Here is a 26943-nt window from a genome sequence, read left to right as displayed (position 1 = left end):
GGGAACGGTGCGGGGTTTTCTGCGTTTACCCCTAGTTTCTAACCCACCAGCTTTGTTTCATAGGCGAGGATGACCGCCTGCACGCGGTCCCTGGAGCCCGTCTTCGCCAGGATGCGGCCCACGTGTGTCTTCACCGTGGACTCGGCGAGGTGGAGGCGCTCGGCTATCTCCGTGTTGGTCCAGCCCTGGCCCATGACGCGCAGGATCTCGGTCTCGCGTTCGGTGAGCGGGGTCAGGCGCGGATCGGGGGATCCGGGCGCGTGGTCCGGTGCGCTGGTGGCCGGCAGGTGGTGGACGTAGGCGTCGAGCAGGCGCCGGGTGAGGCTCGGGGCGACCACCGCGTCGCCCGTGGCCACCGCGCGGATGCCGGAGAGGAGTTCCTCCGGCTGGGCGTCCTTGACCAGGAAGCCGGAGGCGCCGGCGCGCAGGCCTGAGTAGGCGTACTCGTCCAGGTCGAAGGTGGTGAGGATGAGGACGCGGCTGCGGCCGCCGCCCGCGACGATGCGGCGGGTCGCCTCGATGCCGTCCAGGCCGGGCATGCGGACGTCCATGAGGACGACGTCGGGGTGCAGTTCGGCCGCCATCCGGGCCGCTTCGGCGCCGTTGGCCGCCTCGCCCACGACCGTCATGTCGTCCTGGCTCTCCAGGAGCATGCGGAAGCCGAAGCGCTGGAGGGGCTGGTCGTCGGCGATGAGGACGGTGGTCACTGCGGGGATTCCTCCGGTAGGTGCAGATGGACGCGCCAGCCCTGCTCCGGGGCCGGGCGCGGGCCGGCCTCAAGTGTGCCTCCGTACAGGGAGGTCCGTTCACGCATCCCCGGCAGGCCGCGGCCGCCGGACGGCGTGCGGGAGGGGTGCGGGGCCGTCCGGCCCGTGTCGGTGACGGTGAGGGTGGCGGCGCCGCCCGCCCCGTAGGACAGCTCGATGTGGGCGGTGGCGTCGGGACCGGCGTGTTTGAGGGTGTTGGTGAGGGCTTCCTGGATGACGCGGTAGAGGGTGAGCTGGCGGCCCTCGGGGAGGGCGGGCTCCCCCTTGACGGTCGTGCGGACGGGGAGGCCGGCCCGGCGTACGCCGTCGAGGAGGCGGTCGAGGTCCGTGAGGGCGGGCTGCGGGGCCAGTTCGGGCTCCGGGCCGGTGCCGTCCTGGTCGTCGTCGCGCAGGACGTCCAGGAGGCGGCGGAGTTCGCCGAGCGCCTGGCGGCTGGTGGTACCGATGGCGTCGAGGGCCTGGGCGGCGCGGTCGGGGGACTTGGCGGCGGCGTAGCGGCCGCCGTCGGCGAGGCCGGTGATGACGGAGAGGTTGTGGCCGATGATGTCGTGCATCTCCCTGGCTATGCGCGCGCGTTCGGCGGCGGCGGCGAGCCGGACCTGCTGGTCGCGTTCGGTTTCCAGACGGCGGGCGCGGTCCTCCAGGGCTTCGGTGTAGCCGCGCCGGGTGCGCACGGTGATACCGATGAGGGCGGCCACGCCGATGGCGACGAGCTGCGAGCCGAGCTGCTGGTTCCAGGAGCCCGCGCTGTCCCCGTAGCGGGCGACCGAGACACAGGTCGGCGCGGTCACCACGGCCACCGCCCACCAGAGGTTGCGCAGCGGCAGGCGCAGGGCGATGTGGTGGACGAGGAGGAGTTGGAGCAGGGCGGCCTGGAGGGCGGCGCCCGACCATGCGCTCACCAGCGCCGCGGGCAGCGTGAGGAGGAGGGCGCGCCGGGGGTGGCCGCGGCGCCAGACGACGGGGACGGAGAGGGCGAGGCTGAGCACGACGACGAGGCCGACGGGGACGTCGGGGTCGTGGGCGACGCTGCGCCAGCCGTCGCCGGTCCCGTCGATGAGGGCGGCCAGGACCCAGAAGCCGGTGAGGGTGAGGTCCCACGGGAGCGGATGGCGGTGGTCGAAGCCGCGGATCCGCCGGTTGACGCGCTGGACGTACTCGGTGACGGGTTCGGCGGCTCGGTCTTGCGGCACCGGCTTCACGGGCTCCATCCGACCATGGTCGGGGGTCCGGGCGCGACGGGCGTCCGTCCCGGGGCCGTATATGAGATGAGGGGCGTAGTACCCGGGTATTACGGTGGCCGGCATGAGTGCCTCGGTCCCCGGTGACTACGTGATCCGTTCCATACGCGCCGACGAGTGGCCCGCGGTGAAGGAGCTGCGGCTGCGTGCGCTGCGGGACCCGGTCGCGGATCTCGCGTACCTGGAAACGTACGAGGAAGCCGCCGCGCGGCCGGACTCCTATTGGCAGGAGCGGGCGGCCCGTGGCGCCGAGGGGGCCGCCGGGGCGCAGCAGGTCATTGCCGCGGGGCCCGGCGGGCTGTGGCTCGGCACGCTGACCGTGTTCGTGGAGGAGGCCGGGACGACGGACTGGGCCGGGTTCCCGGTGGAGCGGCGGCAGGGACATGTCGTCGGGGTGTTCGTACGGCCCGAGTGGCGGGGCAGCGGACTGACCAAGGCGCTGTTCGACGCCGGTCTCGAGTGGGCGTGGGCGAACGGCGTCGAGCGGATGCGGCTCATCGTGCATCCCGACAACACGCGGGCACAGGGGGCCTACCGGAAGGCGGGGTTCGCGCCGAGCGGGCGGACGGTGCCGCTGGAGGGCGGGCCCGGGGACCACGAGTTGGAGTACGTGCTCGAGCGCTGATCCGTCTCGCGCCGCCGGGCCTGCGCCGGGCTTCCGCCGGGCGGGCAGTCCGTCAGACGGGCAGTTCGTCAGACGGGCAGTTCGTCAGACGGGCAGTTCGTCGTGGGGCCAGCGGGCGCGGCCCTGTTCGCGGGAGCGGAGCAGGGCCAGGGTCGGCATGCCCGCGTCCGCGCCGTCGGCGAGCAGTTCCGGGAGCTGGGGCAGCGGGGCGACGGCCGCGACGTCGTCCAGGACGAGCGTCATTGGTGGGTCGAGGCGACCGGAGGATGACCGTTCGGCCATGCGCCGGCCGCGCTCGACCACGCTGGAGACGAGCGCCGTCAGCAGCGGCATCGCGCCCGGGCTCGTGCGGGGATCCTCAATGGATTCACCCACCACGTAAAGGGTTCCCTGTTCGTGGACGAAGGAATCCAAGGCGAGTGCATCAGTTCGGTTGGGAGTGCACGCCTCGCGGATATTGACCGTGGAGAGCGCGGCGAGGGCCCGGGCGGTCAGCTGCTGGGCCATGTCCCGGCGCTCGGGGTGGGCGGTGAGGGAGCCTTCGAGTTCGCCGGCGGAGCCGGGGGCGGCCTTGGGGTGGGTACGCAGGATGCGGACGGCGTCCTGCACCTGGAGGCCCTGGGACCAGCGGTGGACGTGGCGGATGGTGCGGCCGTCGATGGCGGCGGCGTGGAGGTAGCTGCGCAGCAGCAGTTCGGCGGTGTCGCCGACCGCCTGGTCGATGCGGGCGGTGGGGCGGACGGGGGTGAGCAGGGCGGCCGCTCTGGCGGTGGCCGTCTGTCTGTCCTCGCAGCCCGCGGTGGGGGACCAGTGGACGCGGGCGGGGGTGTCGCAGAGGTGGTTCGGGTCGTAGAGGTGGGTGGGGCCTAGTTTGGCGCGGGCGTCCTTGGTCTCCGACCACAGGGCGGGGTTGGAGGTGATGACGAGGGCGGCGCCGTCCGCGTCCCGCAGGGCCTCGGTTGCGGTCTCGTGGCGGCTTTCCCTCGGGCCGTAGTGCACCGCGCCTTCGGCGCGGGTTGTTTCCCACCCACTCACCCGTTTGCCGTTGGGTGCGGAGTGCGGGGGCTCGACCTCCGGGGCCGGGGTCGGTTGCGGCGCCCGAGGAGTGGGCACCTCGTGCAGCGGGGGCTCGTGCAGTGGGGTCTCGGGCGTCGGCGCCTCGTGCACCGGTGCCTGCTGGACCGGTGCCTGCTGGACCGGTGCCTGCTGGACCGGTGCTCCGTGCGCCTGTGTCTCACGTGGTGTCGGTGTCGGCCCCTCGCGTCGCCGCTTCCGTACCGCTCGCCACCGCGCCAACGTGCCCATCACGAACACCGTCAGCACCACCAGCACCATCAACTGGCCGATGAACAGCCCCCAGAACAACCCGTACCCGGACAGCGCCCCCGCCGGGGCGTCCGGCCATGCGCCCGGGATGTCGTGCGGCTCGGCGATCAGTTGGCGCATGGCCTGCGGGGTGCCGGTGAAGCTGACGCCTTCGGGCCAGGAGCCGTGGGCGAACAGGGCGGACAGGCCGGTCGCCGTCCAGACCAGCAGGGTCATGCCGAGGATGAAGGCCAGTATGCCGATCAGCAGGCCGTCGGGGATGCCGCCCTGGGCCGGCCGCTGATCGCGGCGGTCGTCCGGTCTCATGCGTCCGGTGCCTCTCCTCGTCCCGCTGTCCTGCTGCCCGGGTGCTCCTGCTGCCCTGGTGCTCCTGCTGGCCCTACGCCACCGTCGATTCCGACGAGTCGCCGATGTGCTGCTCCATGAAGGCCGCCGCCCGTTCCTCCGCCTCCAGCTCCGCGGCGCGCAGGGCGTCGTCGGTCAGGTGGTCGGTGGAGGACTCGGTCATCGCGCGGTCGGTGAAGACCAGGGGGCGTTCGGTCTCGGTGATCAGGTGTTTGACCACCTGGACGTTGCCGTTGACGTCCCAGACCGCGATGCCGGGGGTGAGGGAGGGGATGATCTCCACCGCCCAGCGTGGCAGGCCGAGGACGCGGCCGGTGGCGCGTGCCTCGTCGGCCTTCTGGGCGTAGATGGTGCGGGTGGAGGCCATCTTGAGGATGGCCGCGGCCTCTCTCGCGGCCGCCCCGTCGACGACGTCGGACAGGTGGTGCACCACCGCCACGAAGGACAGGCCGAGCCGGCGCCCGAACTTCAGGAGCCGCTGGAACAGCTGCGCCACGAAGGGGCTGTTGATGATGTGCCAGGCCTCCTCGACCAGGAAGATGCGCTTCTTCCGGTCGGGGCGGATCCAGGTGTGCTCCAGCCAGACGCCCACGATGGCCATGAGGATGGGCATCGCGATGGAATTGCGGTCGATGTGGGAGAGGTCGAAGACGATCAGCGGGGCGTCGAGGTCGATGCCGACGGTCGTCGGGCCGTCGAACATGCCGCGCAGGTCGCCGTCGACGAGCCGGTCCAGGACCAGCGCCACGTCCAGGCCCCAGGCCCGTACGTCGTCTATGGCGACGTTCATCGCCTCGGCGGACTCCGGCTCGGGGTGGCGGAGCCGCTCGACGATGTCGGTGAGGACCGGCTGGCGTTCGACGATGGTCTCGTTGACGTAGGCGTGGGCGACCTTGAGGGCGAAGCCGGAGCGCTCGTCCAGGCCGTGGCCCATGGCGACCTCGATGATCGTCCGGAGCAGCGCCAGCTGGCCGGTCGTCGTGATCGCCGGGTCGAGGGGGTTGAGGCGGATGCCGTGGTCCAGGGCGGCCATCGGGTCGAGGCGGATGGGAGTTATGCCCAGCTCCTCGGCGATGAGGTTCCACTCGCCGACGCCGTCCTCGCCCTGGGCGTCCAGGACGACGACCTGGCGGTCGCGGAAGCGCAGCTGGCGCAGGACGTACGTCTTCTCCAGGGCCGACTTGCCGTTCCCCGACTCCCCGAGCACCAGCCAGTGCGGGGCGGGGAGCTGCTGGCCGTAGAGCTGGAAGGGGTCGTAGATGTAGCCCTTGCCGGAGTAGACCTCGCGGCCGATGATCACGCCGGAGTCGCCGAGGCCGGGGGCGGCCGTCGGCAGGTAGACCGCCTGGGCCTGTCCGGTGGACGTGCGGACGGGGAGGCGGGTCGTCTCCACCTTCCCGAAGAGGAAGGACGTGAAGGCGTCGGTGAGGACGGTCAGCGGGTCCCGCATCAGGCTCAGCCCCTACCTTCGGATGCCGGTGGCGAACGGAAGAGTGTTCACGAAGGCGCGATGGTGCTCACGGTCGCACCACTCCAGTTTCAGGTACGACTTTCCGGCCGACGCCCTTATCGTCCGCTTGTCGCGGGCCAGCGCCTCGGGGGTGCGGGAGGAGACGGTGATGTAGCCGACCAGGTTGACGCCGGCCGCGCCGCTGGCGAGGTCCTCGCCGCGCTGGTCGAGGCGGCCGTGGGCGGCGATGTCGCGGGGGTCCACGGTCCGGTTCATCTTGGCGGCGCGGGACGCCTCGGCGTCGTCGTTGGTCTTCTCGGTCAGCATGCGCTCGATGGCCACCTCGGTGGGTTCGAGGTCCATGGTGACGGCGACGGTGCGGATCACGTCCGGGGTGTGGACGAGGAGGGGGGCCAGGAAGTTGACGCCCACCGGGGTCATCGGCCACTCCTTGATCCAGGCGGTGGCGTGGCACCAGGGCGCGCGGGTGGCGGACTCGCGGGTCTTGGCCTGGAGGTAGGTGGGCTCCATGGCGTCCAGCTCGGCCGGCCAGGCGTTGCGCTTGGTCATCGCCTGGATGTGGTCGATGGGGTGGTCCGGGTCGTACATGGCGTGGATCAGGGAGGCGAGCCGGCCCTGGCCCAGCGGCTGGCGCACGCGGATGTCGGCTTCCTGGAGGCGGGAGCAGATGTCGGTCAGCTCGCGCGCCATGACGACCGCGAGCCCGGCGTCCCGGTCCAGCTTGCGCCCGGTGTGCGGGCGGGCGGCGCGGGCCATGGTGTGGGCCTCGGCGGCCAGCTCGCGGTTGTAGTGCATGCAGGCGATCAGATAGGCACGGTGCTGCTCGCTGCTGGTGGACACCATCGACTGGAGCTGGTCGTAGGACTGCCGCAGCCACGGCGGTGACTTCTCGTCGCCGCGCTGGGAGACGTCCTTGGCGTGCGCGTCGGGATCGGCCGGGAGGGTGCGGGCGAGCATCTGGATGCGGGTGACGAAGCCGTCGCCGTTGGCCACGTGCTTGAGCAGGGTGCCGAAGCGGTCGACGAGGGCTTCCTGGTCCTCGGAGTCGCGCAGGCCGACGCCGGGCCCCTCGATCTCGATGGCGGCCGTCACGGTCTTGCGGTCGGCGTGCAGCAGTACGGCGATCTCGTCCGGCCCGAAGGGCGCCGCCAGCCAGGAGATGCGGCCGATGCCGGGCGGCGGGCCGACCTCGGTCTCGCGGCCGTCGATCCTGGTACCGGCCTCGATGGCGCCGGAGCGGTAGGTGGTGCCCCTGCGGAGGGTGCGCTTGTAGCTGCGGTTGATCTCGAACCACCGGTAGAACGTGCGGTGGTTGTACGGCACGTAGACCGCCGCCAGGGCGAGCATCGGGAAGCCGCACAGCAGCACGATGCGCAGGCTCAGGACGGGGACGAGGAGCCCGCACATCATGCCGAGGAACGCGCCCACGACGATCAGCGCGATCTCACCGGTCTCGCGATTGCGGCCGACGATCGCGTTCGGCCGGGCGCGGCCGATCAGATACGTACGGCGGGGCGTGACCGTATGGGACACGTGGGACTCGGTCGTCAACGCCCGTCACCTCCTGTGCTCTTGCTGTTGCGGGTGTTGCTTGCGTGCGGTGTGTTCACCGGGCTGCCGGAGCGCGGTGCGGGTGCGGCGGAGGGGACATTTCCGCCGCCGCCGTTCGAGGGGCGCGAGCTGTGCGCGGCGACTCCGCCGGAGGCGGGGTTCGAGGGGCGGGGGGTCGCGGAGGACGAGGACTGTCCGCCGCCGTCACCGCCGCCGCGGCCGCTGTGGGTTCTGATGCCCTGCGCGACCAGGTTCGCCGGGGAGCTGATCACTGCGGCTGCCTTGCCCTCGGCACCCTGCATGATGCGGTTGTTGCGGCCGTTGGCGATCTCGTCGCCGAAGCCGGGGACGAAGCGGTAGATCATCGCCGAGGCGAAGATCGCGAGCAGGATGATGGCGAGGCCGGACACGATGGCGGCCACGGAGTCGGGCCCGTCCGCCGTGGTCAGCGCGCCGGCGAGGCCCAGCACGATGACGATGACCGGCTTGACCATGATCACGGCGATCATGATGCCGGCCCAGCGGCGGACGTGGCCCCACAGGTTCTTGTCGACCAGGCCGGCGTAGACGACGACGCCGAGCAGGGCGCCGACGTAGAGCAGGACGGCGCGCAGGTACAGCTCCAGGTAGAGGACGCCCGCGGCGATGATCGACACGAACGACACCAGGATCAGCATGATCGGGCCGCCGCCGATGTCGTTGCCCTGTTTCAGCGCCTGGGAGAAGGTGCCGAAGAAGGTGTCCGTCTGGTCCCCGGTGCCCTTGGCCAGGACGTCGGTGACGGCGTCGGTGGCCGACACGACCGTGTACAGGATCAGCGGGGTGAAGGCCGACGCCAGGACGGTGAGCCAGAGGAACCCGACGGCCTCGGAGAGCGCGGTGGTGAGCGGGACGCCGCGGACGGCACGCTTGGCCACCGCGAGCAGCCAGAGGATCAGGGTCAGGAACGCGGACGCCGCGAAGACGACGGCGTACTGCTTGAGGAACGTGTCGTTCGTGAAGTCGACGTCGGCGGTGTTCTTGACGGCGTCACTGAGCGTGTCGACGGTCCAGGCGGCGGCGTCGGCACAGCCCTTGGCGAGGGAGGAGAGGGGGTCGAGGGTGGAGGGGAGCGTGTCGGGCGTCCCGCCACCACCGGAACCGCCGCCTTGGCCTCGTTCGCAGTAGTCCTTGGCTGGGCCGTGGATCAGGTCGCAGGGGTCATCGCTCGGCGCGGGTGTCGGGGTGGGGGCGGCGAAAGTGCGGGTGGCGAAGAGGAAAGCTGCCGTCTGCACGGCCGCGACGACACCGGTCAGTTCGAATACGCGGCGGTTAGCGCGCATACGTGAACCCTCCGTACTCCTGGACGGCTTTGGCCATCTCGTCCGCGGTGGATGCCTTGTCGTCGCCGGGAATCGGCGCGGGGCCGTCCTTCTGGGAGTGCGTCACGATCTTCCAGTCATCATTGACCCATGCAAGCTGCATGGTGATGGTGAACCAGCTGCTCGTGACCGGGGACGTGGAGTTCCGACCCGCGAGGCCGAGAAGGCCGCTGCACCAGACCTCGACGGTCGTGCTGTCGGCCGCGCTCTCGGTGACCTTGGTGCCGATCGGGCTCGTGCGAGACACGAAGGTGTAGCCCTTGGGTGTCGAGCCGTCCTTGTTCAGGCCGACATTCTGGTTGAACTCCGGGCTGTATGCCTTGTCCAGGGTGGCCTCGAAGTCTGCCACTCTCTCGGGAACGATGATGGACTGCAGGATGGGGTCCCGCTTCGCCTTGTCGAACATCCCGTCAGAACCCAGCGCCACCGCGTAGTTCGCCGCCGCGCTCTGTGCCCCCTGCGCGTCATGGGCGAAGCCCGACTGCACCGGACGTGTTCCCGAAGGCGCCGTCGCCGAGGTCTTCGGCTTGTCTCCGGCCCCGTCCTCCCCGGACGCGGAATCGCTTCCTCCACGGTTCGCGAAGGCGATCGCGGCGATGAGGAGGACGACGACGCCGACCACGGTGACCAGGCTGCGCGAGGAGGAGCGGCCGCCGCGTCGGGGGCCGCCCTCGTCCTCGGGCAGCCGGAGCCGCGTCCGGCCGGCGCCGCCGTAATCGCCGGACGACTGGTGATCGTCTCCGAGACTCATGCCGCGTACGCCCCCTCGACGTCGGGTCGGCCGTGTACGTACGACGGTAGCCGTGCTGGGTCCCGCTCGGGCGCGGTGTTATGACTCGACATCAGGGAAACGCAACCTCAGCCGGTTGGCACGACGGGCGGGTGGGATGGAGGGGGAAGAACGGTTGCGTGCCGGGGCTACACGGCCATCCCGTACACGATGGTGAAGAGCGTGCCGAGCGAGCCGATGATGAACACGCCCGTCAGCCCGGCGATGATGAGGCCCTTGCCCTGCTCGGCGCTGAAGGTGTCCCTCAGGGCCGTGGCACCGATGCGCTGCTTGGCGGCGCCCCAGATGGCGATGCCGAGGCAGAGCAGAATGGCGACGGCCATGACGACCTGGACCATCGTCTTCGCCTCGGTCCCCAGCGCACCGAAGGGGCCCCAGTCCGGAGCGATCCCCCCGATGATGGTGTTGATGTCTCCCTCGTCGGCCGCAAAGAGCATGTAAGTCACCGCCCCTGTTGGGTAGTTCCGCGCCCTCTGCGGGCATGCAGAGGTCAAGCCTCATTGTCACCGACAATGGCACCGTCGCATGTCGACTTGGCGTCATTGATTGGCGGGTTTCGTACGAATAGCTTGCCACCGGTCCGCGCCGGGTCCTCGCCGGGTGGTGCGGATCGGTGCGTGAAGAGTCGTATGGTCACTCTGTGTATCACGGTAGGTTACGCCGGGCAATGAAGCGGGGCGCAACCTGTCGCGCGGTTGCGTCGTTGGACCCCTCTCGGGTGTTCGCCGCCGTGGGGCCGGACGAGGCGGGCGGGGTCCGGTTGAGGAGGCGTCAGGTCGGCCGCGACATGGCCGGGAAACGTCACTGAACGGTGCGGTCATGGGGGATGGTTGGACCATGCGCAAGATGTGGGTCGGTGCCGGCGTCGCGGTCGCCCTGGGGATGGGCTTCGTGATGCTGCTCGTCGTGGGTGTCTACCTCGTCGCCGGGGACCTGGCCGGCGGTGCGGGCGGCGGGGCCAAGAAGCTCGCCAAGGGGAGCGTGCCCGCGGTGTACCAGCCGATCGTGCAGAAGTGGGGCAATCTCTGCCCGGCCATCAACCCCGCGCTGCTCGCCGCCCAGTTGTACCAGGAGAGCGGGTTCGACCCGAAGGCCCAGAGCGCGGCGACGGCGCAGGGGATAGCGCAGTTCATTCCCGGGACGTGGGCCGTCCACGGTGTCGACGGCGACGGGGACGGCGACCGGGACGTGTGGGATCCCGAGGACGCGATCCCGTCGGCTGCCTCGTACGACTGCTCCCTCGCCTCCTACGTGAAGAGCGTGCCGGGCAATCCGACCGAGAACATGCTGGCTTCCTACAACGCGGGTCCCGACGCGGTGATCAGGTATCAGGGCGTGCCCCCGTACGAGGAGACCAGGAACTACGTAAAGACCATCACCACGCTGGAGAAGAGCTTCGCCGCGCCCACCACCCGCGTTGATCCGTCCGAGCAGGCCGCCGGCGCCATCGCCTACGCGCAGAAGAAGCTCGGGACGCTGTATCTGTGGGGTGGGAACGGGACGCCCGAGCAGGGCGGGCGGTTCGACTGCTCGGGGCTGACCAAGGCGGCGTACGAGAGTGTGGGGATCAAGCTGCCGCGGGTCGCCAACGACCAGTACAACGCGGGGCCCCATCCGGGACGGGACGAACTGCTGCCGGGGGACCTGGTGTTCTTCTCGGACGACCTCACCAACTCGCGGGCCATCCGGCACGTGGGTATCTACGTGGGCGGTGGGTACATGATCGACGCCCCGCGGACGGGGGCCGTGATCCGGTTCGACCCGATCGACACCCCCGACTACTTCGGGGCCACCCGGGTGACCGAGGATGGCGCGAAAGCGCTGCCCACCACGGTGTGAATGGGAGGGTGTGAACCCAGCGTGAAACCCTGCCCTGAGCTGCGACGACGTGTCTCTCTTCGATAACGTCTGCGTGATCATTCAGTGGAGTGTGGAACGTATCAACGGGGACCGTGCGTTCCTGTTGACGTACAGCTGACCACGGGGGTGGCAGAAGAGGCGTGCGCTCGGCGCGCCGGAGGACATGACGAAGGGGCCGCAGCACCATGGCTGGACTCGCCGAATCCGGGTCGAACCCCGACGTCGAGCTGCTCTACGACATCAACGGCCTGGCCAAGGACGCGCCGCACTGGTTCGACCGGGTCATGGAGTTCGTCGGCGAGTACGGACTGCTGTTCGCGATCGTGCTGCTGGTGCTGTGGTGCTGGTGGGGTGTGCGGCGGCGGGGCGGCGAGGACGCGGCCCCGAACGTGGCGGCCCTGGTGTGGGCGCCGCTCGCGGCCGGGGTCGCGGTGCTGGTCAACGTGCCGATACGGGGTTTCGTGGAGCGGCCCCGTCCGTTCAAGTCCCATGAGGGTCTCGAAGTGCTCGTGGAGGGGAAGAACGACTTCTCGTTCGTGAGCGACCACGCCACGCTCTGCATGGCCCTGGCGGTCGGACTGTTCGTCGCCAACCGGAAGTTCGGGATCGCCGCGATCGTGCTCGCGCTGTTCGGCGGCTTCGCCCGGGTCTACATGGGGGTCCACTACCCGACCGACGTCGTGGGCGGCTTCGCCCTCGGTACGGCCGTCGCGCTGCTGCTGTCGCCGGTGGCCATGGCCCTGCTGACGCCGCTGACCCGGGCCGTCGAGCGCTCGCCCCGGGTGGGGTGGCTGGTCAGCGCGCGAGGCCGGTCCGGTGCCGCCGGACGCGGTGCCGTGATCCCCGGGGCGCGCAAGGAGAGTGCCTCCGAGGCGTCGGGCGAGCGGGACCTCGCCGCCTGACGCTCACAGCGCCTGGGGGAAGGTGAAGACGCGGTCCGGGTCGTACTGGTGCTTCAGCCGCGCCAGACGCGGGGCCGCGTCTGCGTAGTAGGCCCGCCGCCAGTCCTTCAGGGCCGGGTCCGTGTAGTTCTGGTAGGCCGCCCCCGAGGCGTACGGGCGCATCGCGTCATGGGCGGAATCCAGCCAGGACCGGGCCGCCTTGCCGCTCGTACCCGGACGCCACGAGGCGATGTACTGGGCCAGCATCCGGGAGCGCCGGTGCACGAACGCGGTGGCCGTGGGCGGGACGCGGTTCACCGCTCCGCCGAGCGCCGTGAACGCGATGCTGCCGGCGCCGCCGTGCACCGGGGTGAGCCGGGAGAGCAGGGCCTTGACGCCGGCCGGCGGGAGCGAGCGGTCGAAGAAGTCCGAGCGGGCCGCGTAGGTCTCGCGGCCGAGCGAGCCCTGCGGCGAGTGGCCGGGGGCGGAGCCCGGGAGGTGGCAGCGGGCGTCGGTCGCGAAGGACGAGCAGCCCGCGTACATCTCCATCGACTCCTGGTACGTACGGCGCTTGAGGGAGACGTGGCTCGCGGAGGCGCCGACGCGGTCGGCGAGACGGTCCACGGCGTTCTGGAGTTCGCCGTAGGTGCCGAGGGAGAAGGCGGCGACCGAGACGGTGGGAGTGCGGCCGGGGGCGGCGGCCAGGTGGAGGGAGGACCAGATCTCGTCGGGCTGGTCCGGGCCCCACTCCTGCCAGGCGCGGACGACCGCGGCGGCCTTTCGCCAGGGCCAGGAGAGGTACGCGGACACCGCCCGGGGCGCGGGGTGGGTGCGGAAGCGGAACTCCGTGACGATGCCGAAGTTGCCGTTGCCCGCGCCGCGCAGGGCCCAGAAGAGGTCCTTGTGCTCGCCTGCCGCGTCGGCGGTGATCTCCTTGCCGTCCGCGGTGATCAGGGTGGCCCGGGTGAGGCTGTCGCAGGTCAGGCCGTAGGCACGGGAGACGACGCCGTGGCCGCCGCCGAGGGTGAGGCCGGAGATCCCGACGGTGGGGCAGGAACCGGCCGGGACGGTCACGCCCTTCGCGGCGAGGGCGCGGTAGACGTCGATCAGTTTGGCGCCGGCGCCGACGACCGCCTCGCCGGAGGAGGCGCGGACGCGGTTGAGTTTCGAGACGTCGATGATCAGGCGGCCGTCGCCGGAGGACCAGCCGGCGTAGGAGTGGCCGCCGTTGCGGATCGCGACGGGGATGTGGTGGGCGCGGGCGTAGGAGAGGGCGGTGCGGATGTCGTCGGGGTGGGCGGCATAGGCGACTGCGGTGGGTTCGAGGGTGTCGAAGCGGGTGTTGTAGAGCTGGTGGGCCGTTTTCCAGGTGGCGTCGCCGGGGCGGATCAGCGGGCCGTCCAGGGACTTCGCGAGGGCGGTCCAGGTGGCGGGGGCTTTGGGGGTGGGGGCGGTGCTGCCGGCGGAGGTCAGCGCGGTGCGGGTTCCGGTCGCGGTGCCTTTGGCGTCGGTGCCGGGGGGCCGGTCCTTGCCCGTGCAGGCGGCTGTGGTTGCCGCCAGGGCGGTGGCTGTGGTGGTGGTGAGGAATGTGCGCCGGTGCATGTCGCCTCCGCGTCCCGTGGGGGGTCGTGGAGGGAGACGGGGGTGTGGAGGTGCGGGTTCCCGGGGTGGGTGGGTGCACAGGTGTACGGCGTCGAGGGCGTAGGGCGGCGCGGGGTGGGGCGCTGGGCGGGTGCCGCTGCGCCCCACCCGTGCCGCCCTGGGCGGTACCTCCCAGGCCGTTCAGGCAATGGGCGAGGCACGATTTGCCCGCAGCTACCGGGGGGCGACTCTGCTGCGGCTACGTGAGGGTGTGGGTCTCGGCGTCCGTGCGGGCCTGGCTTCTGGCTCTTCGGGCCGGGCCTCGCCAGCCGCAGGTGCAGCGGGCCAGGCAGAAGGGGCCTTGTTCGACCGTTGTCGTGAGGTGTTCCGGGGCGTCCCCGGGGGCTTCGAGACCGTCCTGCTGCGCCACGCCCACAACGTTACCGGGGTTGCCTGCCCCTCGTTAAGCGGGACGGCAGGGGGTCCGGAACGGGCGTACGGCTTGGGATGGCAGGTGGCGATGGTCGGGCGGGAGCGGGAGCTGCGGAGTGGGTGGGCGGGCGGCGGCCGCGCCCTCGGCGGCGGTGCGGTCTGCGTCTGTCTGGCCGTTGCCGGGTGTTCCGGTTCCGGGCAGGGGGCCTCCGTCGAGGGAGCGGGCGGCGGCGACCCGGTCGCCGTGCTGCACCGGGCCGCCGACCGGCTGGTGGCCGCCGGGAGCGCCAAGGCGCGTACCGCGATGCAGATGGCCAGCGGCGGGACGCGGGTGACCATCCGGGGCGAGGGCGTGTACGACTTCCAGGAGCGGCTGGGGCAGTTGAAGGTCCGGCTGCCCCAGGACCCGGCGGGCACGAGTGAGCACCGGCCGATCACCGAGCTGCTCGCTCCGGGTGCCCTGTTCATGAAGAACCGGGGCGCCGGTGTCCCCGACGACAAGTGGGTGCGGGTGGAGACCGACTCGCTGTCCGACGGGAACCTGGTGACCGGCGGGGCGACCGATCCGTTCGCGGCCGCCGAGGTGCTGCGGGGGACGCGGACGGCGACGTTCGTGGGACGCACCGAGCTGGCCGGGACCGAGGTGCGGCACTACCGGGGGACCGCCGACCTCGCGCGGGCGGCGCGCGGTGCCTCGGCGGGCAACAGGAAGGCGCTGGCCGCGGCGGCCCGGGGGTTCGCCACCGCCGAGGTGCCGTTCGACGCCTACCTCGACGACGAGGGCCGCATCCGCAAGGTCCGGCACCGCTTCAGCTTCGCCAACGGGCAGGAGGGCGGCACCGGCATCGTGGACGTCGCCTCGACGACGCTGCTCTACGATTTCGGCGCCGCCGTGCGCGTACGGTTGCCCGAGGACCAGGACATCTACGCCGGCAAGATCGCCGCCGAGCCCGGCGAGCGGGGCGTGGACGGCAAGAACTAGCCCTTCCGTGCCATGCGCGGTGCGTAGGCCGCTCCCTACTCTAGGAAGTCGGTGACGGCAGAGACGAGGTGACGCGTGTGGCTCCGGTCGGCGGTACGGCGGTTCAGGACCACGTGGCCCTCGCCGAGATCGAGCTGTGCGGCGAGCTGATCATCGCGGCGTCGGCCGCCCGGGAGCGGCTCAGCCTGGAGAGCATCGACGAGGTGCTGCGCGTGGCCGAGGAGCGCTCACGTGCGCAGTAGCCTGCCGATGGCCTTCGTCGCCTCTTCCACCTTCGCGTCGATCTCGGTGCCGCCCTTGAGGGCCGCGTCGGCGACGCAGTGGCGCAGGTGCTCCTCCAGCAGTTGCAGCGCGAAGGACTGGAGGGCCTTCGTGGAGGCGGAGACCTGGGTCAGTATGTCGATGCAGTAGACGTCCTCGTCGACCATCCGCTGCAGGCCGCGGATCTGGCCCTCGATGCGGCGCAGGCGTTTGAGGTGCTCGTCCTTCTGCTTGTGGTACCCGTGCACGCCGCGGTCGTGGTCGGTCACGATGTCCGTGCCGTCCGTCTCCGCCTGGCGCACCGTCTGGTGCACCGCCTCGTCCACGGCGGGGGAGGGCGCACCCGCGCCGGCCTCGGTGGTCGTCATCGCGTCCTCCAATAACGGACAAATACCCCTGGTGGGTATATGGTAACGAACTTTCCCGGGTAGGGGGCCCTTGCCGGAACGCCCGGCGTCGCCCCCCTGCTCATCACTCTGCCTGATGGGCGACACTGGGGGACGGCCCGTTAGCAGTGGCCGGATGATGCGCCTAGCATCAGCCTGACCGAAACCCATGCACCCCGAGGACCCCACGTGCGCTTTCGTCTGACCCCCAGGGAGACGAGCTTCTACGACATGTTCGCCGCCTCCGCGGACAACATCGTCACGGGCTCCAAGCTCCTGATGGAACTGCTCGGGGCGGACGCATCCGCCCGGGCCGAGATCGCAGAGCGTATGCGGGCCGCCGAACACGCGGGTGACGACGCCACGCACGCGATCTTCCACCAGCTGAACTCCTCGTTCATCACGCCCTTCGACCGCGAGGACATCTACAACCTCGCCTCCTCCCTCGACGACATCATGGACTTCATGGAGGAGGCCGTCGACCTGGTCGTCCTCTACAACGTCGAGGAACTGCCCAAGGGCGTCGAGCAGCAGATCGAGGTGCTGGCGCGGGCCGCCGAGCTGACCGCCGAGGCCATGCCGAACCTGCGCACCATGGACAACCTCACCGAGTACTGGATCGAGGTCAACCGGCTGGAGAACCAGGCCGACCAGATCCACCGCAAGCTGCTCGCCCACCTCTTCAACGGCAAGTACGAGGCCATCGAGGTGCTGAAGCTGAAGCAGATCGTGGACGTGCTGGAGGAAGCGGCCGACGCGTTCGAGCACGTGGCGAACACGGTGGAGACCATCGCCGTCAAGGAGTCCTGAGCCGTTCATGGACACCTTTGCTCTGGTCGTGACCATCGGGGTCGCGCTCTTCTTCACGTACACCAACGGTTTCCACGATTCGGCCAACGCGATCGCCACCTCGGTGTCGACGCGTGCGCTGACGCCGCGGGCGGCGCTCGCCATGGCCGCGGTGATGAACCTGGCCGGCGCGTTCATGGGATCCGGGGTCGCCAAGACCGTCAGTGAGGGGGTCATCGAGACCCCCGAGGGTTCGAAGGGGATGGGCATCCTCTTCGCGGCGCTCGTGGGCGCCATCGTCTGGAACCTCATCACCTGGTACTTCGGGCTGCCCTCGTCCTCGTCGCACGCGCTGTTCGGCGGCATGGTGGGCGCCGCGCTGGCCGGGAGTACGACCGTGTACTGGCACGGGGTAGTCGACAAGATCGTCATCCCCATGTTCGTGTCGCCGGTGATCGGCCTGCTCGCCGGTTACCTGGTGATGACCGCGATCATGTGGATCTTCCGGCGGGCCAATCCGCACAAGGCGAAGCGGGGCTTCCGCATCGCGCAGACCGTGTCGGCGGCGGGCATGGCGCTGGGGCACGGCCTGCAGGACGCGCAGAAGACGATGGGCATCGTGGTGATGGCGCTGGTCATCGCCGACGTCGAGGACTACGGCGACCCGATCCCGGTGTGGGTGAAGCTCGCCTGCGCGCTGATGCTGTCCGCGGGGACGTACGCCGGTGGCTGGCGGATCATGCGGACGCTGGGCCGGAAGATCATCGAGCTGGACCCGCCGCAGGGGTTCGCCGCGGAGACGACGGGCGCCTCGATCATGTTCGGGTCGGCGTTCATCTTCCACGCGCCGATCTCCACGACGCACGTGATCACCTCGGCGATCATGGGTGTGGGGGCCACGAAGCGGGTCAACGCCGTGCGGTGGGGGGTCGCGAAGAACATCATCATGGGGTGGTTCATCACGATGCCCGCCGCCGCGGTGGTGGCCGCGGTGTCGTTCTGGCTCGTGAACCTGGCGGTCCTGTAGCGCGTGTCAGCAGCGAGCGCCCCATAACGGCGATGGGCCCGCCCCCGGATTCCGGGGGCGGGCCCTTGTGCTCCTCGCGGTGGCACCGCCATGCAGCACCGCGAGGGGTTCGGTGGGGCGGGGCCGGTCTAGCCGAAGCGGCCGGAGATGTAGTCCTCCGTGGCCTGGACCGACGGGTTGGAGAAGATGCGCTCCGTCTCGTCGATCTCGATCAGCTTGCCGGGCTGGCCGACCGCCGCCAGGTTGAAGAACGCGGTGCGGTCCGAGACGCGCGCCGCCTGCTGCATGTTGTGCGTCACGATGACGATCGTGAAGCGCTCCTTCAGCTCGCCGATCAGATCCTCGATCGCCAGGGTGGAGATCGGGTCGAGGGCGGAGCAGGGCTCGTCCATCAGGAGCACGTTGGGCTCGACCGCGATCGCGCGGGCGATGCACAGGCGCTGCTGCTGGCCGCCGGAGAGGCCGGAGCCCGGCTTGTTCAGGCGGTCCTTGACCTCGTTCCAGAGGTTGGCGCCGCGCAGCGACTTCTCGACGACGTCGTCCAGCTGGGACTTCTTGTACTTGCCGTTCAGGCGCAGGCCCGCCGCCACGTTGTCGTACACCGACATCGTGGGGAACGGGTTCGGGCGCTGGAAGACCATGCCGACCTCGCGGCGCACGGCCACCGGGTCGATGCCCGCGCCGTAGAGGTTCTCGTCGTCGAGCATCACCTTGCCGTCGACGCGGCCGCCCGGGGTGACCTCGTGCATGCGGTTGAGCGTGCGCAGGAAGGTGGACTTGCCGCAGCCGGAGGGGCCGATGAAGGCCGTCACGGAGCGGGGCTCGACGGTCATCGAGATGTCCTCGATGGCGAGGAAGGAGCCGTAGTAGGCGTTGAGGCCGCTGACATCTATGCGCTTGGCCATGGGTATCACTGCTTCTTTCGGTCCGAGTCGCTGACTGTTCTGCGTCGGTCGCGTCAGCGACCCGTCTTCGGGGCCTTCCAGCGGGCGATGCCGCGGGCCGCGAGGTTGAGGATCATGATGAAGGCGATCAGCGTCAGGGCCGCCGCCCAGGCACGGTCGTAGGCCGCGTCGGAGCCCGCGCCGTACTGGAGGTAGATGTACATCGGCAGCGACTCCTGCGGGTCCTGGAAGGGATTCGCGTTGATGAAGTCGGTGCCCCAGACCAGCAGCAGCACGGGGGCCGTCTCGCCGGTGATGCGGGCGACGGCCAGCATGACGCCGGTGACGATGCCGCCGATCGAGGTCGGCAGGACCACCTTGAGGATCGTGCGCCACTTCGGCACGCCCAGGGCGAGGGACGCCTCGCGCAGCTCGTTCGGGACGAGCTTCAGCATCTCCTCGGTGGAGCGGACGACCACCGGGATCATCAGGATGCACAGGGCGAAGGAGCCCGCGACGCCGGACGGTCCCATGTCCAGGATCAGCACCCACAGGCTGAGGACGAACAGGCCCGCGACGATCGACGGGATGCCCGTCATGACGTCCACGAAGAAGGTGACGGCCTTGGCGAGCCGGCCGCGGCCGTACTCGACCAGGTAGATCGCGGTGAGCACGCCGACCGGCACGGAGAACAGCGTGGCGAGGCCGACCTGCTCCAGGGTGCCGAGGATGGCGTGGTAGATGCCGCCGCCGGGCTCGCTGTCGCCGACCACGCCCATCGAGTGGGTCAGGAAGTAGCCGTCGAGGACCTTCACGCCCTGCTTCACGGTCTCCCAGATCAGGGAGAGCAGCGGGATCAGGGCCAGCAGGAAGGCGACCCAGACCATGCTGGTCGCGACCCGGTCCTTGGCCTGCCGGCCGCCCTCGACGCGCGCCGAGATGCCGTACGAACCGGCGACGAAGAGGACCGCGGCGATCAGGGCCCACTGGATGCTGCTGTTCAGCCCGGCGGCGGCGCTGATGCCGAGGCCGAGGAGGACCGAGCCGGCCGCGACCGCCCAGGGGAACCACTTGGGCAGGGTGGCGGCGCGCAGCGAGCTGCGGTTCTTGGGGGCAGGGGTCAGGGTTGCGTTGCTCATGCGTTGGCCCCCGAGTACTCCTTGCGGCGGGCGATGATCATGCGGGCGCCGCCGTTGACCAGCAGGGTGATGACGAACAGGACCAGACCGGAGGCGATCAGGGCGTCGCGGCCCATCTGGGTGGCCTCGTTGAACTTGCTGGCGATGTTCTGGGCGAAGGTGCCGCCGCCCGGGTCGAGCAGGCTCGGGGTGATGTCGAAGGTCGGGGAGAGCACCATGGCCACGGCCATCGTCTCGCCGAGCGCGCGGCCGAGGCCGAGCATCGAGGCGGAGATGACGCCGGAGCGGCCGAAGGGCAGCACCGACATCCGGATGACCTCCCAGCGCGTGGCGCCGAGGGCCAGTGCGGCCTCCTCGTGCATGCGCGGGACCTGCCGGAAGACCTCACGGCTGACGTTGGTGATGATTGGCAGGATCATGATCGCCAGCAGGATGCCCACGGTGAGCAGCGAGCGTCCCGCACCGCCGTTCCACTCGAAGATCCCGGTCCAGCCGAGGTACTCGTCGAGCCAGCCGTACAGGCCGTTCAGGTGCGGCACCAGGACGAGCGCGCCCCACAGGCCGTAGACGATCGAGGGCACGGCGGCGAGCAGGTCGATCACGTAGCCGATCAGGCCGCCGAGCTTGCGCGGGGCGTAGTGCGTGATGAACAGCGCGATGCCGACCGAGACCGGGACGGCGATGGCCATGGCGATGATCGACGACACGACGGTGCCGTAGGCCAGGACCGCGATGCCGAACTCCGGCGGGCTGCCGGTCGGGTTCCATTCGAAGCTGGTGAAGAAGTTCGCCTCGTCCTCGCCGATGGCGAGGACGGCGCGGTAGGTGAGGAAGGCCGCGATGGCGGCCATGATGACCAGCACGAGGATGCCGGACCCGCGGGAGAGGCCGACGAATATCCGGTCGCCGGGGCGGGTGACGCCGCGGCCGGTGCGCTTGCTCCCGGCGGCGGGCGGCTGGGGTGTGCGGGAGGGGGCTGGCTTCTGGGTGTCCGTTGTTATGTCCATCGGGTTCTCCGGTCTGCGGAGCCGCCGTGGTCGGCGGCTCGGGCGGAGCCCCGGTCAAGGGCTCCTGGCGGCGGTGCACCGGACGGTGCGGTCCGGCCCCCGGCGGGGCGCTGTCGGTCCCGGGAGGGGACGCTGTCGGCTCCGCGTGGCGGCCGGACCGCACTCGGGTCAGCTCAGGCCCGAGATGGTCTCGCGGACCTTGGTGATGATCTCGGTGGGCATCGGGGCGTAGCCGGCGTCCGCCAGCAGGCCCTGGCCGTCCTCCGAGGCCATGTAGTTCAGGAAGGACTTGGTGGCGGGCAGGGTGTCCGCCTTGTTGCCCTTGTCGCAGGCGATCTCGTACGTCACCAGGACCAGCGGGTAGGCGCCGGCGGCGTCCGGGGTGTAGTCCAGCTCCAGGGCCAGGTCCTTGCCGGTGCCGACGACCTTGGCCGCGCCGATGGCGGCGGTGGCGTTCTCGACGGTGGCCTTGACCGGCTCGGCGGCCGCGGTCTTGACGTCGACGGTCTTGATGCCGTCCTTGGCGTAGGACAGCTCGAAGTACGAGATGGCGCCGGGGGTCTGCTTCACCTGGCCGGCCAGGCCGGAGGAGCCCTGCGCGGACTGGCCGCCCTTGGCCTCCCAGGACTTGCCGCCCTCGTACTTCCAGTCGGCCGGCGCGGCGGCCTTCAGGTACTTGGTGAAGTTGTCCGTGGTGCCGGACTCGTCCGAGCGGTGGAAGGCCTGGATCTTCAGGTCCGGAAGCTTGGCGTCGGGGTTGAGCTTCTTGATCGCCTCGTCGTTCCAGTTGGTGATCTTGCTGTCGAAGATCTTCGCCATGGTCGGCGCGTCCAGGACGAGCGAGTCGACGCCGGTGACGTTGAAGCCGACCGCGATCGGGCCGCCGACCATCGGCAGGTCGATGGCCTGGCCGTCCTTGCAGACCTTCTTCGAGGCCTCGATCTCGTCCGGCTTCAGCGCGGAGTCCGAACCGGCGAACGCGGTCTGGCCCTGCGTGAAGGCGGTGATGCCCGCGCCGGAACCGGTCGGGTTGTAGTTGATCTGCACGCCGTTGCAGGCGGCGACGTACTGCTTGACCCAGGCGTCGATGGCGTTCTTCTGGGCGGACGAACCGGAGGCCTGGAGCTGGCCCTTGGCGTCGTCGCACTTGATGTTGCTGTTGGCGGCGGCGGAGCTGGAGTCGCTGCCGCTGTTGCCGCCGGTGTCGTCCGAGCCGCACGCCGTGAGGGCCAGGGCGCCGGAGACGGCGAGAGCACCGAGAGCGAGGGCCCGCCGGTTCATGCGCTGAAGCTTCACTTGAGGGAGTTCCTTCCAGGAGCCGCCGTCCTGAATTCGGCGGCGTGCGAGGAGTGGTAAGGCCGAAATTAGGCAGATCAGATGAAGGCGCCGAAGGGCGTAAATGAACGCGGGGTGAACCCCTGTGGACGGTGCGGTGAGGTCACGGAACGCTTACGTCAAGGACACGGGCCGGTTCCGGGGGGTGGGGCGGGGGCGGGACCGGGGGCGGGGGTTCAGGTCTCCCCGGGTGCTCCGGGAAGGCGCGTCGCCAGCAGCGCGTCCACGAGGGTCCGGTCCCGGGGCTGGGTGAGGCGGGTGCGGGCCGCCTGGGGGGTCAGCCACAGGATGCGGTCGACCTCGTCGGAGGGGGCGAAGGCGCCGGTGGTGGCCGCCGCGGCCCAGTAGCGGACCTCCTTGGGGCGGCCGTTCGCGAGGTAGCGCACCGTGGGCAGCTCGGCGCCCGGCTCGGCGGCGTACCCCGTCTCCTCCGCGACCTCGCGCAGGGCGCCCGCGAGCGGGTCCTCGCCCGGCTCGAGCTTGCCCTTCGGGTGCGACCAGTCGTCGTACTTCGGGCGGTGCACGAGGCACAGCTCCAGGTCGGGGGACGCGGTCGAGCCAGGGGGCGCGGGCGCGGTCGAGGACGCGGGGCGCCAGAGTACGCAGCCGGCCGCGCGGACCGTGGTGTCGTCGTCTGCGGGGCTCACGGTGCGCACGCCTCCCGTCGTCCTGCGGCCGTTCCTACGGCAGCCTGATCGGTTCCTTGCGCCAGCTGTGCTGGAACGCGTACCGCGCGGCCTCCACCTCATGCCGCTGGTCGGCGTGGAGCACGCCCAGCGCGTACGCCGTGGCCGGGGCGATGCGCGGGGTACGCGCGGCCTGGGCGGCGGCCGCGGCGGCCTCGGAGGCGTCGCGGTGCCGGTCGAGGGCCTCGCCGGCGGCCAGGAGACGTACGTCCACCGAGTCGTCGAGGGCCCCGGCTGTCCCGTCGGTCCCGGCTGTCCCGGCGGTCCGGGGGTCCGTGCCGGCCAGCACCTCCAGGGCGTAGCGGTGCAGGCGCAGCAGCAGGCGGACCTGGTGCCACGGGGTGTCCTGGGGGTGCGGGGCGGGGTCCGGGGAGAGCCCGTGGACCAGCGCCTCGGCGTTGTACGGACTGCCCGCGGTGACCAGGGGGAGGGCGGCCACGGCGTCCGTGAGGCGTTCCCGCGCGGCGGTGGCCAGCGGGCGGAGGTCGACGGGTGCGGCGCCGGGGGCGGCGGGAGCGGCGGGGGCGGGGGCGGAAGCGGCCCTGCGTCCGGCGCTGCTCAGGGGGACTTCGCTGGCCAGTAAGGCGACCTTGTCGGCGACGGCGTGGAAACGGCTGCTGCCCAGGGCCTGGAGGGCGGTGGAGTGCGCCCGGGTGCGGGCCAGGGTCAGCTGCCGGTCGAGCAGTGCGCCCGCCTTGGCCGCGCCCACCGTGAGGTTGCCGCGGTTCGCGGACGCCGGGTGGGTGGGGGGTGCGGTGGGTGGCACGGACGTGGCGGTGGTGGCGGCGGTGGTGGCGGTGGTGGCGGTGGTGGCGGTCCGGCCCGTCGGACGCGGGGCGGGGAACGCCGTCGAACCGGAGAGCCGGTGCAGGGCCTGGAGCAGGCGGTCCAGACGGGACGCGTACGCGTGCTCCAGGGCCAGGGTGCCCGACAGCCAGGCCAGCTCGGGGCGCATCTCCTCCGCCCAGGCGGCGTCCAGCAGCGGCTGGAAGGTGTGCAGGGTGCCGCTGATGCGGCGGGCGGCGCGGCGCAGGGCGCGGGCCGCGTCCACGTCGTCCCCGGGCTGGGGTGCCCGGCCCGGGGCGCCGGAGGTGCCGTTGGCGCCCGTCGCCGTGCCCGTCCCCGTTCCGGTGCCTGTGCCTGTGCCCGGCCCCGACTCACGGTGGCGGCGCAGGGCGCGCAGGAACTCTGTGGCCTGGGCGCGCAGGTAGTCCACCAAAGCGTCGGTGCCGGCGTGCGGGGCGGCATCGGTGTCCCGGTTCGTGTCCCGGTTCGTGTCCCGGTTCGTGTCCCCGTGCGCGGGTACGTGCGCGTGCGCGCCGGTCGGGGCCGGGTGCGGTGGTCCGGTGGTCGCCTGGGGGCGCGTGGTGGTTTCCGGTGGAATGTCCGTCGGAATGTCCGTCGGGTCAAGGTGTCGCTGTGCCACGCCGGCGCCTCCGGGCGTCTATGAGCATCTCCTGGATGTTGCGCAGGGGCTGGCCGTCCGCGTCGGTCGCGTGCCGGGTCCACTCGCCGTCCGGGCCGAGGTGCCAGGAGGCGGTGCCGTCGGACATGCCGTTCTCGAGGAGCCGGTTCAGGGCCGCCCGGTGGGCCGGGTCGGTCACCCGGACCAGGGCCTCTATCCGGCGGTCGAGGTTGCGGTGCATCATGTCGGCGCTGCCGAGCCACACCTCGGGCTCACCGCCGTTGCCGAAGGCGAAGACCCGCGAGTGCTCCAGGAAGCGGCCGAGGACGGAGCGGACCCGGATGTTCTCCGACAGGCCCGGCACGCCCGGGCGCAGCGCGCAGATGCCGCGCACCCACACGTCGACCGGCACACCGGCCTGGGAGGCGCGGTAGCAGGCGTCGACCACTGCCTCGTCGACCATCGAGTTGACCTTGATGCGGACGTGGGCGGGGCGCCCGGCCCGGTGGTGCTGGATCTCCTTGTGGATGCGGGAGACGAGTCCGTCGCGCAGCGACTTGGGCGCGACGAGGAGGCGGCGGTAGGTCTCGCGCCGTGAGTAGCCGGAGAGGCGGTTGAACAGGTCGGAGAGGTCCGCGCCGACCTGCGGGTCCGAGGTGAGCAGGCCCAGGTCCTCGTAGAGGCGGGCCGTCTTCGGGTGGTAGTTGCCGGTGCCGACGTGGCTGTACCGGCGCAGGGTCTCGCCCTCCTGCCGTACGACCAGGGAGAGCTTGCAGTGGGTCTTCAGGCCCACCAGGCCGTAGACGACGTGGCAGCCGGACTCCTCCAGCTTGCGGGCCCACTTGATGTTGGCGGACTCGTCGAAGCGGGCCTTGATCTCCACCAGGACGAGGACCTGCTTGCCGGACTCGGCCGCCTCGATGAGCGCGTCGACTATGGGGGAGTCGCCGGACGTCCGGTACAGCGTCTGCTTGATCGCGAGGACGTCCGGGTCGGCGGCGGCCTGCTCCAGGAACGCCTGCACGGAGGTGGAGAAGGAGTCGTACGGGTGGTGGAGCAGGACGTCCTTGGTGCGCAGGGCGGCGAAGATGTCCGGCGCGGACGCGGACTCGACCTCGGCCAGGTCGCGGTGGGTGCCGGCGACGAACTTCGGGTACTTCAGCTCGGGCCGGTCGATGCTGTGGATGCGGAAGAGGCCGGTGAGGTCCAGGGGGCCGGGGAGCGGGTAGACCTCCGCCTCGCCGATCTTCAGCTCGCGTACGAGGAGGTCCAGGACCTCGCGGTCGACGGACTCCTCGACCTCCAGGCGGACGGGCGGGCCCAGGCGGCGCCGCATCAGCTCCTTCTCCAGGGCCTGGAGCAGGTTCTCCGCGTCGTCCTCCTCGACCTCCAGGTCCTCGTTGCGGGTGAGGCGGAAGGTGTGGTGCTCCAGGACCTCCATGCCCGGGAACAGCTCTTCCAGGTGGGCGGCGATGACGTCCTCTACGGGGACGTAGCGGCCCGGGGAGGCCTCCAGGAAGCGGGAGAGCAGCGGGGGGACCTTGACGCGGGCGAAGTGGCGGTGGCCGGTGACGGGGTTGCGGACGACGACCGCGAGGTTGAGGGAGAGGCCCGAGATGTACGGGAAGGGGTGGGCCGGGTCGACCGCGAGGGGGGTGAGGACCGGGAAGATCCGGTGCCGGAAGAGGGTGAACAGGCGGGCCTGTTCCTTCTCGGCCAGCTCGCTCCAGCGGACCAGGTGGATGCCCTCCTCGGCGAGGGCCGGGGCGACGTCCTCGTGGAAGCAGGCGGCGTGCCGGGCCATCAGCTCGCGGGAGCGGGCCCAGATCATGTCCAGCACCTCGCGGGGCTGGAGGCCGGAGGCGGAGCGGGTGGCGACGCCGGTCGCGATGCGGCGCTTGAGGCCGGCGACGCGGACCATGAAGAACTCGTCCAGGTTGCTGGCGAAGATCGCGAGGAAGTTGGCCCGCTCGAGGAGGGGGGTGCTCGGGTCCTCGGCGAGTTCGAGCACGCGTTCGTTGAACGCGAGCCAGCTGCGTTCGCGGTCCAGGAAGCGGCCCTGCGGGAGGCGGGCGCCGCCGCCCTGGGACTCCTCCGACTCCTCGTACGCGTCGAGGTCGGCGTCGATGTCCGGCTCCAGACCGGAGACCGTGGCGGCCACGGTGTCCGGGCGGTGCGCCGCGATGGAACCCACGGAGGGCTGCGTGTGCTGGACCTCGGCCTGAGTGTTCGGCTGCCTCATGAACCCATTCTTCCGCGCCGCGCGCGTGTCAGGCGCGTCGGAGGGCCCGAAGGGCCCGGAAGGCTGTGGCTCGGTCGGCTTCATTCGGTGAGCCTCGCAAGGCTGTCTGAATCGATGGTTACGGGGACATGACGTGTGGGATAGCGGGGTGCCTCTGGAGGGTGGTGGCTGGGGGTGCCTGCGGCGGCCCGTGCGGCTTCGGTGGGGATGCGGGTAGCGCGGTGTGTCCGGTGGGTGGGTCGGGGGCGCGCCGGGGGGTGTCCGTCCTCGGAACGGCGCGGAATCGGTCGGCCACAGAAGTGAACTCCGTTGACGCGCCAACCGCTGCGGGCGGACACCCCCCGACACGCCCCCTTCTCGCCGTACGCGGGTGCGGTCCGCCGTCGCTCGGCGTCCCCTTCTCGCCGTACGCGGCTTTCCCGCTGAGTCGCCCCCGCCCCTCCGCCGCAGCTGCGGGCAGTCGTGCCGCTGGGGCGGCACGGGTGGGCGCAGCGGCACCCCGCAACGCCGGGCCGCGCACCCCCTCGCGCCCGCACCCACCCCGGGTGCCAGGACCATGCCGGGTCAGA

General features: G+C 71.0%; 24 protein-coding genes. 7 read left to right on the top strand and 17 right to left on the bottom strand.

Translation table 11 applies throughout. From position 1 onward, the window contains the following. Nucleotides 1-38: 38 nt before the first annotated feature. A complete protein-coding gene (locus Sru02f_RS36960) occupies nt 39-707 on the bottom strand; it encodes a response regulator (RefSeq protein ID WP_109035041.1) in 669 nt (222 codons plus the stop codon). Next, a complete protein-coding gene (locus Sru02f_RS36955; protein ID WP_164271867.1) occupies nt 704-1978 on the bottom strand; it encodes a sensor histidine kinase in 1275 nt (424 codons plus the stop codon). The genes Sru02f_RS36960 and Sru02f_RS36955 overlap by 4 nt, the downstream gene beginning before the upstream one ends. Before the next feature lie 94 nt (nt 1979-2072). Between Sru02f_RS36955 and Sru02f_RS36950 the strand changes: the two genes are divergently transcribed. Further along, nucleotides 2073-2633: a GNAT family N-acetyltransferase gene (locus tag Sru02f_RS36950; RefSeq protein WP_174855204.1), complete on the top strand. Its 561-nt coding sequence runs from the start codon at nt 2073-2075 to the stop codon at nt 2631-2633. Nucleotides 2634-2717: 84 nt separating this feature from the next. Here Sru02f_RS36950 and Sru02f_RS36945 read toward each other — a convergent pair whose 3' ends face one another. From Sru02f_RS36945 to Sru02f_RS36920, 6 genes are all read right to left on the bottom strand, one after another. Beyond that, nucleotides 2718-4265: a type IV secretory system conjugative DNA transfer family protein gene (locus Sru02f_RS36945; RefSeq protein ID WP_109035045.1), complete on the bottom strand. Its 1548-nt coding sequence runs from the start codon at nt 4263-4265 to the stop codon at nt 2718-2720. Nucleotides 4266-4338: 73 nt separating this feature from the next. After that, complete coding sequence (locus Sru02f_RS36940) at nt 4339-5754, bottom strand: ATP-binding protein (RefSeq protein WP_007388842.1); 1416 nt, start codon at nt 5752-5754, stop codon at nt 4339-4341. A gap of 12 nt (nt 5755-5766) precedes the next feature. Continuing rightward, the gene (locus Sru02f_RS36935; RefSeq protein WP_109035047.1) at nt 5767-7326 is read right to left on the bottom strand and encodes an SCO6880 family protein; all 1560 of its coding nucleotides are present in this window, start codon (nt 7324-7326) and stop codon (nt 5767-5769) included. Continuing rightward, nucleotides 7323-8648 carry a hypothetical protein gene (locus Sru02f_RS36930; protein WP_174855205.1) on the bottom strand — a complete coding sequence of 442 codons (1326 nt, stop codon included), beginning with the start codon at nt 8646-8648 and terminating at the stop codon, nt 7323-7325. The genes Sru02f_RS36935 and Sru02f_RS36930 overlap by 4 nt, the downstream gene beginning before the upstream one ends. Further along, nucleotides 8638-9438 (bottom strand): hypothetical protein, encoded by an 801-nt coding sequence (locus Sru02f_RS36925; RefSeq protein WP_109035049.1) that lies wholly within the window; start codon nt 9436-9438, stop codon nt 8638-8640. Before Sru02f_RS36925 ends, Sru02f_RS36930 begins: the two co-directional genes overlap by 11 nt. Nucleotides 9439-9605: 167 nt before the next feature. Next, nucleotides 9606-9914 (bottom strand): membrane protein, encoded by a 309-nt coding sequence (locus Sru02f_RS36920; protein ID WP_003974839.1) that lies wholly within the window; start codon nt 9912-9914, stop codon nt 9606-9608. Nucleotides 9915-10296: 382 nt separating this feature from the next. Between Sru02f_RS36920 and tgdA the strand changes: the two genes are divergently transcribed. Both tgdA and Sru02f_RS36910 read left to right on the top strand, forming a co-directional pair. After that, nucleotides 10297-11316: a transglycosylase TgdA gene (gene tgdA / locus Sru02f_RS36915; RefSeq protein ID WP_109035051.1), complete on the top strand. Its 1020-nt coding sequence runs from the start codon at nt 10297-10299 to the stop codon at nt 11314-11316. A 206-nt stretch (nt 11317-11522) separates the two neighbouring features. Further along, nucleotides 11523-12239 carry a phosphatase PAP2 family protein gene (locus Sru02f_RS36910; protein ID WP_109035053.1) on the top strand — a complete coding sequence of 239 codons (717 nt, stop codon included), beginning with the start codon at nt 11523-11525 and terminating at the stop codon, nt 12237-12239. Between the two features lie 3 nt (nt 12240-12242). Here Sru02f_RS36910 and Sru02f_RS36905 read toward each other — a convergent pair whose 3' ends face one another. Further along, nucleotides 12243-13820 carry an FAD-binding oxidoreductase gene (locus Sru02f_RS36905; RefSeq protein WP_109035055.1) on the bottom strand — a complete coding sequence of 526 codons (1578 nt, stop codon included), beginning with the start codon at nt 13818-13820 and terminating at the stop codon, nt 12243-12245. A 499-nt stretch (nt 13821-14319) separates the two neighbouring features. On the opposite strand from Sru02f_RS36905, the gene Sru02f_RS36900 reads away from it, so the two are divergent. Together Sru02f_RS36900 and Sru02f_RS36895 are read left to right on the top strand one after the other, a co-directional pair. Continuing rightward, complete coding sequence (locus tag Sru02f_RS36900; protein ID WP_109035057.1) at nt 14320-15213, top strand: hypothetical protein; 894 nt, start codon at nt 14320-14322, stop codon at nt 15211-15213. A gap of 77 nt (nt 15214-15290) precedes the next feature. Further along, a complete protein-coding gene (locus Sru02f_RS36895; RefSeq protein WP_007451049.1) occupies nt 15291-15455 on the top strand; it encodes a hypothetical protein in 165 nt (54 codons plus the stop codon). Here the strand turns inward: Sru02f_RS36895 and Sru02f_RS36890 are convergent. Next, the gene (locus Sru02f_RS36890) at nt 15441-15842 is read right to left on the bottom strand and encodes a metal-sensitive transcriptional regulator (RefSeq protein ID WP_109035059.1); all 402 of its coding nucleotides are present in this window, start codon (nt 15840-15842) and stop codon (nt 15441-15443) included. The genes Sru02f_RS36895 and Sru02f_RS36890 overlap by 15 nt on opposite strands. A 207-nt stretch (nt 15843-16049) precedes the next feature. Between Sru02f_RS36890 and Sru02f_RS36885 the strand changes: the two genes are divergently transcribed. Together Sru02f_RS36885 and pitH are read left to right on the top strand one after the other, a co-directional pair. Beyond that, nucleotides 16050-16670 (top strand): DUF47 domain-containing protein, encoded by a 621-nt coding sequence (locus Sru02f_RS36885; protein WP_003974832.1) that lies wholly within the window; start codon nt 16050-16052, stop codon nt 16668-16670. Between the two features lie 7 nt (nt 16671-16677). Next, nucleotides 16678-17676 (top strand): low-affinity phosphate transporter PitH, encoded by a 999-nt coding sequence (gene pitH / locus Sru02f_RS36880; protein ID WP_109035061.1) that lies wholly within the window; start codon nt 16678-16680, stop codon nt 17674-17676. A gap of 128 nt (nt 17677-17804) precedes the next feature. Here pitH and pstB read toward each other — a convergent pair whose 3' ends face one another. The 7 genes from pstB to Sru02f_RS36845 all read right to left on the bottom strand — a co-directional run bounded on the left by pstB (nt 17805) and on the right by Sru02f_RS36845 (nt 26374). Beyond that, entirely contained in the window at nt 17805-18581 is a 777-nt protein-coding gene (gene pstB, locus Sru02f_RS36875) for a phosphate ABC transporter ATP-binding protein PstB (RefSeq protein ID WP_003974830.1), read from the bottom strand. 53 nt (nt 18582-18634) lie between these two features. After that, nucleotides 18635-19699 carry a phosphate ABC transporter permease PstA gene (pstA, locus tag Sru02f_RS36870; RefSeq protein ID WP_109035063.1) on the bottom strand — a complete coding sequence of 355 codons (1065 nt, stop codon included), beginning with the start codon at nt 19697-19699 and terminating at the stop codon, nt 18635-18637. Continuing rightward, complete coding sequence (pstC, locus tag Sru02f_RS36865) at nt 19696-20706, bottom strand: phosphate ABC transporter permease subunit PstC (RefSeq protein ID WP_109035065.1); 1011 nt, start codon at nt 20704-20706, stop codon at nt 19696-19698. The genes pstA and pstC overlap by 4 nt, the downstream gene beginning before the upstream one ends. Nucleotides 20707-20874: 168 nt before the next feature. Continuing rightward, entirely contained in the window at nt 20875-22002 is a 1128-nt protein-coding gene (pstS, locus tag Sru02f_RS36860) for a phosphate ABC transporter substrate-binding protein PstS (protein ID WP_174855206.1), read from the bottom strand. A gap of 215 nt (nt 22003-22217) precedes the next feature. Then, entirely contained in the window at nt 22218-22688 is a 471-nt protein-coding gene (locus tag Sru02f_RS36855) for an NUDIX hydrolase (RefSeq protein ID WP_109035790.1), read from the bottom strand. Between the two features lie 34 nt (nt 22689-22722). Beyond that, nucleotides 22723-23943, bottom strand: coding sequence for a CHAD domain-containing protein (locus Sru02f_RS36850; RefSeq protein WP_109035794.1), 1221 nt, complete (start codon nt 23941-23943; stop codon nt 22723-22725). A gap of 190 nt (nt 23944-24133) precedes the next feature. Further along, nucleotides 24134-26374, bottom strand: coding sequence for an RNA degradosome polyphosphate kinase (locus Sru02f_RS36845; RefSeq protein WP_167469782.1), 2241 nt, complete (start codon nt 26372-26374; stop codon nt 24134-24136). Nucleotides 26375-26943 lie beyond the last annotated feature (569 nt).

Origin of the sequence: Streptomyces rubrogriseus (genome assembly GCF_027947575.1) — a bacterium.
Classification (GTDB): domain Bacteria; phylum Actinomycetota; class Actinomycetes; order Streptomycetales; family Streptomycetaceae; genus Streptomyces; species Streptomyces rubrogriseus.
Note: the sequence above shows the minus strand (reverse complement) of the source record. Positions and strands in the feature narration are given on the sequence as shown.